At 58.9% G+C, this 6,214-nt stretch carries 6 protein-coding genes; all 6 read right to left on the bottom strand.

What is annotated here, in order from left to right; translation table 11 throughout:
• Positions 1-1,053, bottom strand: a 1,053-nt coding sequence (locus EAO78_RS16590; RefSeq protein WP_122106894.1) for a tyrosine-type recombinase/integrase, incomplete at its 3' end; no start/stop codon positions are given.
• The gene (locus EAO78_RS16585; protein WP_122106893.1) at positions 1,050-1,508 is read right to left on the bottom strand and encodes a hypothetical protein; all 459 of its coding nucleotides are present in this window, start codon (positions 1,506-1,508) and stop codon (positions 1,050-1,052) included. The genes EAO78_RS16590 and EAO78_RS16585, both read right to left, overlap by 4 nt.
• 3 nt (positions 1,509-1,511) lie before the next feature.
• On the bottom strand, positions 1,512-2,051 hold the full coding sequence (locus EAO78_RS16580; RefSeq protein ID WP_122106892.1) for a DUF7342 family protein: 540 nt from the start codon (positions 2,049-2,051) through the stop codon (positions 1,512-1,514).
• Positions 2,052-2,590: 539 nt separating this feature from the next.
• Entirely contained in the window at positions 2,591-4,267 is a 1,677-nt protein-coding gene (locus EAO78_RS16575; RefSeq protein ID WP_122106891.1) for a transposase, read from the bottom strand.
• Positions 4,268-4,332: 65 nt separating this feature from the next.
• On the bottom strand, positions 4,333-5,217 hold the full coding sequence (locus EAO78_RS16570) for an IS1096 element passenger TnpR family protein (protein ID WP_122106890.1): 885 nt from the start codon (positions 5,215-5,217) through the stop codon (positions 4,333-4,335).
• Positions 5,214-6,185, bottom strand: a complete 972-nt coding sequence (locus EAO78_RS16565) for a hypothetical protein (protein ID WP_122106889.1) — start codon at positions 6,183-6,185, stop codon at positions 5,214-5,216. Before EAO78_RS16565 ends, EAO78_RS16570 begins: the two co-directional genes overlap by 4 nt.
• Positions 6,186-6,214 lie beyond the last annotated feature (29 nt).

The following is a 6,214-nucleotide window of genomic DNA, read 5'->3' as shown; positions in this document are numbered from 1 at the left end:
AAGGTAATCGTGTTTCGGATGGTCGATGTCTATCTCTGCAGCTTCTGAGAGCCGTTGGAGAATCGATCGTGTGCCGTCCGTCGTAATCGAGGGCGGCCGAATATCCTCATCGAGCGCCAGGAGGAGGTCGCGAGCGTACTCCTCACGGCGTTCGGCGATTGCCTCCGTATGTTCCCCTCGGTCGGCGAGCTCATCCTGGACGAGCCCTGCGAGCGTCCGCTGGTCGAACGTGGGAAACACCGGCCAGCGCCCCGTCGGTGGGTCCATCAGCTGGCGGTAGCTCCGCAGCGGCGAGATCACCGGGTCGGGGAGACTCGCGGCGTCCCATTGCTGTTTCTTCCGGTAGACGTCCATACTGCCGTCGTCGAGGGAGAGGTCCTCCCAGCGGACGCCGCGCCGGCGCGGGTCGTTCGGATCGCGGAGGAGTTCGCCGACGCGGACAGCTGTGTACGCGAGGACGAACACCAGCGCCCGGTCACGAGCCGCCTTCAGCGCCGCGTAGCGTGCTCGCTGCTTGTCGAGGGGGTCAGTATCCTCTGGGAGTGTCGTGTACGCCTCAACGGCGTCGCGGGCCCGTTCGTCGACGTGGCGGGTGAGGGCGTGGCGCTGCTCGGACGTCCAGGCCTGCTGGTCGCCGGGCTTGCGGCCGTCGTCCTCCGGCAGCGGCGCCATCGCACTGGCCCGCTGCGCGTAATGCGCCTCGAGATATCCCTCGTTGACGCACCAGCCACACCAGGCAGAGATATAGCGGTAATAGGTTTGTACGGTATTCTGCTTGAGTCCGCGATCTCCGCTGAGATGCCGGGCGTACTCCCGGAAGACTCGTTCATCGAGGTCCTCAAAGGTGGGGTCGTCATCGATGTCGTCGGAGACGATCCCGGTCCAGTCGTCGTCACCACGGTCGCCGGCGGCCCACTCGGCAAACCGCTCCAGCTCACGCGCTGCGTTCCGTCGATAGTTCCCGCCGTCGCCACCACGACCCTTGCCCTTGTCCTGGAGATACCGTTCGAAGGAGCTCGCGAGCGACCGGTCAGTGCGTTCTCGTGGTGTCATGAGTCCTCGTTCCCGTACTGGTAGGTCGGACGGACATCCTCGAGGAGCGCTTCGATGATCTCCCAGAGGATAAGCGAGGGGGTCTCGTGTTCGAACGTGATTCCCCAGCGATCTTCCTCATCGTCGGCTGAGTACTGGAAATGCGTTCGTCCGAGATCTGGATGGTCTTCGTCCTGGTGCCAGCCAGCGTGAAATCCCGTGTTCGGGTCGGTGTAGTTGATACGGAACCAATCGTGTGGGTCCTGTCGATACCACTTGATGGACAGTTCCGGCGACTCAGGTCCTGTCGAAGGAGAAAGGCGGGCGGGATCAAAACGGGCCCGCAGCTGCTTGGCCTCGATATCGTCAGGAACGAACTCGACCGTCGTGATCTGTGGTACACGGTCGAGGACGTCCCGCTTCAGCTGAGCGTAGAGGTTTGCGTTCGGGTCGCCACCGGGATGCGGGACCGACATCCGTCAGCTACTGGCCTCGGCAGGCTCGTTCGTCGGAGTGAGGAAGTTCCATTCGCGGATGGCGAAGCCGACGATGTCGATGCGCCGCTGGAGGTGTTCCCACTCGCGGGCGATCTCACGGCGACGGTCTTCTTCGTCGGCGTCGAGACCCTCCTCGGCGAGCGTTCCGCGAAGCTGATTCGGTGACTCGACGTCGAATTCGTCCTCCCAGTCGCGGATCTGCGCCTTCATATCGGCGAGCCGGTCCGTGAGTTCCTCAACAGTGTGCCCGCTATCCCGGAGGCGCATCGCTTCCTGCATCGCCTGGCGGCGGTAATCGGGGTAGTACGTCGTGTGCGTCCCGCTCTCGTCACGGTGGAGGATACCATCGTCGACGAGACGTTCGAGGACGCGCTTGGTCGGCTCGTGTGACCAGCCCGCTTCGGAGGCGATCCAGTTGGCCGTCCGGGGCTCCGACAGCTGCCGGGCGGCCATCCTCACTCGATCTTCACCCGTGGTCTGGCGCTCCATCAGCCCCTTGGAGTTCGATTCGTCTTCGGTCATACGTTACCGTTCACGCTCCATCTCCATATAGATTGAGGGCATTCGTTCTATATCGAACTGCTGAATTCCGCTCGTTCTTCGACGCGGCTGAGCGGAACCACAAAAACTCGAAGGCCGGTCTAGGCGGCTCTACCCTGGGGGAAGCGCCGTTCTGAGCCGATTGCAGCATTCGTGCTTACCGGACGGCGTCGGGGTACTTCAAAGTGGTCGTGATTATTGGCATAATCAGGTCCACTTGTTGTACTTGAGCCATCGGGAGAATTCGGGAGTCTAGAGTCTCTTAGCGTCGGAATTCCGCATTATAGTAGAATGTATATCGTATATCGCTATACAAAATCTCGGGCCGGGGGAGTTGAGACTACAGCGGGTTTAGTGGGGCTGTGATGCGTGGTTTCAGCCGGATCAGTGAACAGAAACTGCTTCAGATCACCCTTCGTTCGCTTCTTCTTGTCGCACTCCTTACCAGATTGTCGTGTTCCCGAACTTCTCGATAGCGTTGCCACTCGGAAAATCTGCGCTGACCCAGACCGAGGACGCTACTATCCGATCCCAGTCTCCTTCTTCAGCAGCGTCAATGTATTATCAGCCGTCACCACCGGTGAATGTTCGTATTCTCCGGTCAACTCCACCTGCACCAAGAGATCAACCGCCCGCCAGATAGAGTACAACAGACACGCGAATGCGAAGTAGAAGAACCGGAGTCCGAAATGCTTCGAGGTCGTCGCGGCCATGAACCGCTTTATCGATCTGTACCCGCTCTCTATCTCCCACCGATACCCATACTCTGTGAGGTGACCACTCCCGCAATTCGTCATAAACACCGAGTATTGCCGGTGATCGTCGTGCTCGGAGTTCTCTTTGCGACGGTAGATCAGCGTCGTCTCGTGCCACTCGTTCTTCCCGAGATGGAGTTTGCGATCGGTCTCAAAGCGATCTTGATCACGGCGAAGCAGCCGCTTGGCCTGGGCTTTCTCGCTCGTCTGCATCCGCTTTGGCACGACGTAGGAGAGCCCACGCTGGCTGATCATCTCCAGGACGTGCTGGCTATCGAACTCGCGGTCCATTAGGATGTTATCGACGTGAACGAGGTTCTCAGCCGAGTCAAGCAGATCTTCGACGATCTCTTTTCGTGACTCACCTCGTCGAACCGGCCGCGCATCGAGTACGAGTGGGACAGCGTTACCGACCAGCTGGACTGTCGCCCATTGGTACGCGTACTCGTCTGTCTTCTCTTTCGTCCCGATAATCTCGTCCTCGTGCCCCGTTCGATCGCCTGTGAACGGGTCGGCTTCAGTGATATCAATCGCGACGATCCCGGCACGATAGAATTCTTCTGTCCCCGCCACCTCGTCTAGCAGTCGTCGAACTGCCTGTCGGTACATCTCTCGAATCTGTTCGATAGAGAGGTCGCGAACGTGTTCACGATGAGCGTGACCGAGTGGCGTTCTCTCCCTAGTCGACTCGTAGGTGAAGCTGCGAGCGCCCTCGTTGGCAGCTAAGCCCTCCCGCAAGCCGAGATATGTTTGTAGGTCCCAGTACGCGTTCTCGTGTATCTCACAGCCCTCGCCACGCTCCAGCGAGAACGCTGGGAAGACGATACGGCGTACGTGGTCGGTGAGCTTCTCCGCTTGTTCGAGGACAGCCTTGTCGTCTGGTACCGGTTCGCCAGAATCGTCGAGGAGGTGTCGAAGCTTTTGCTCCGGTTCACGCGGGACCGGAACACCCGCGTTCTGCGCGTTGATGAGGATCGTTCGAGCAACCGTTTCGATAGTCTCGCGGAGATCTTCCGTGAAGCGTGTGTGCCAACTTCGCCACAGCGTCGACTGATTGGGAATCGACTCGATACTCAGTTGCTTACGGATGTCAGATCGGCGTTTGAGGTACTCAACGAGTGCTGTCTCGTGGTCCCACCCGTGGAGTTCTTTCAGCACGAACAGGCGAAAGAGCGTGGCCATCTCGTAGCGTGTCGAGTTCGCGTAGCGATCGTGAGGATCGAACCGGAAGTAGGCCAGCGGGACCGTACAGACGAACAGCTCAACGGAGGTATGGGCGTCGTGATCGAACCATGCTTCCGAAACAGTACGAACGTCCGACTCCAGCCCGGCTAGCGAACTCCAGTCATACAATGGTGTCGAGTCATATGCCGGCCACTCGATGTACGATTTCCGGGCGATCCGACGAAAGACACTCCGGCGAGACTTACTGGTTGGTGCCACTACGAGACGCTGGACATTTCACAGCCAAGAACTCGTTCTCTTCGACGGACAATCAAGAGAGCAGACTACAGGTGGCCGTATCCCTTGCGTTCGAGTTCCGCATCTAGTTCAACGTGCATCGCTTCAACCGTCTCCTTGTCGAAATGCTGGCCCGTCATCGCACCCGAGATCTCCGCGATTTCAGCGTGCCACTCACGCACTGCGTCCGCAAGGGCAGCGAGGAGTTCTTCCTCTGTCTTATTTGCTCCATCGGCTTCTTCGACGACCTGCCATCCCGGCTGGAAGTTTTCGAGGACGTATCCCCTATCTTCGAACTGAATCGCGAACCGCTCGCAAACCGCCCCAAATCCCGTTTCGAGACTGAGTAATGGAATGACGTGGACGATATCATTTCGCTTCTCCAACTCACGAAGATCCACGACGGGAACCGCGGTTTCAGGAAGCACCGAATAGAGTGGATCAGGGAGGGGCGAATCGCTTTCAATTGTTCCTGGCGCGTCGTACTGATCGTCGATGGACTCGCCTTTCTCTTTCACGACCTCCGGTGGTTTGTCGCTCGGCTCATCGCTGAGAATCTCTTTCAAGATTGCGTAGAACCGCCATTCGTCGCCGTAGTCGTAGAGATAACAGATACGATCGTACTGTTCGAGTCCGAGCTGGCGGGTCATCTCACCGACCGTCACGTCGCCTGCGTTCTCGATCCGCTCGGTACGCAATACCGGATCGCCACCAGGCGACTCCTCGTACTCTTGCGGGCACTGGTATTTGACGGCGCTGTCCCAGTAGTCCTCGTCGTCGCCGACAAACCAGAGGTGGCCCTGATCGAGCCCGACCGCAGGGTTGATCGCCGACTGGAACTCGGCGATCGTTCTGTCCGCGCCGACGACGATATCCCGCCACAGTGATGTCGGGTCGGGATCGAACTTGACGCGAAAGCGGTAGGCAGTCATCCTTGCATCTCCGTACCTGTGCGGAAACTGGTGAGGTCGTCGATACGCTGTTCGAGCTCCTCGATCTCCGCTCGGAGCTGGTTCGCCTCGTCGTCCTCGCTGGCAGCAAGGCGGTCTTTCAACCCCTGCAATCGGGACTCTTTGACGTCTTCATCGACCTCTGCTTTGCGAACGTATTCGCTTTCTTCGACCTCATACACATCGGATTCGGAGAGCGTGGTGACTTCAAGCGCTTCATCGACTTTCGAGCGGTCGACGCTCAGCACACGTTCGCGGTCGATGCCAGCGTTCTCGAGGCGTTCCAGCACCTCCTCGTCGTCTTTGAGCGAGCGGTTACGGCGACTCGTCCGTTGGACGGAGCCATACTGCCCGGAAACCGGACGGTCGTGATGGAGCCGAGCGAGGAGGACATCCGCGATCTCCTTGCGGAATTCGTTAGCATCTCGCTGGACATCCGAAAGCAGGGTGTAGAGATTCACCAACGCGTCCGTTTCCAGTTCGGAGAGGTCAGTCACATTGTGACGTTCGAGTGCATCGATGAGGAGGAGCGTGTCCGAGTAGACATCAAGTCCGTCGGGTTCAGTTCGTTCCTCGTCCGTTGGTTCCTGCTCTGCACCCATCACCTGCGTTGCCGTCGCAACCGCTGATTGTGTGATGATGCCAGCGTCCTCATCGACCTCGAATCGTGGATGGACACTCCACACCGCCGGGTATGGGTCGGCATCCGGCGGGAGACGGTCAAGGTCAAACTCGTCGGAGGCGTCCTGAATTCGTCGATAGAGCGTTTCGAACTGATCGCGCTGGAGCGGCCGCGTCTCGTCTCTGTCTTCGAACTGAATGATGACTCGAGCGTCCTGCACGTCAGTAATACGAAATCGCTGATGGGAGAGCGGCGTGATGACCGTCGTACTTTCGGGGAGGTCGTCGAGCTCCTCGAGGAGCGTGTGCCAGCTGGCAGTGAAAGACATATACTGTGGTTGTACGCCAGTCCGACTAA

Origin of the sequence: Halobellus captivus (genome assembly GCF_003697845.1) — an archaeon.
Lineage (GTDB): Archaea > Halobacteriota > Halobacteria > Halobacteriales > Haloferacaceae > Halorubrum > Halorubrum glutamatedens.
This window is presented reverse-complemented; position numbering and strand designations above follow the sequence as displayed.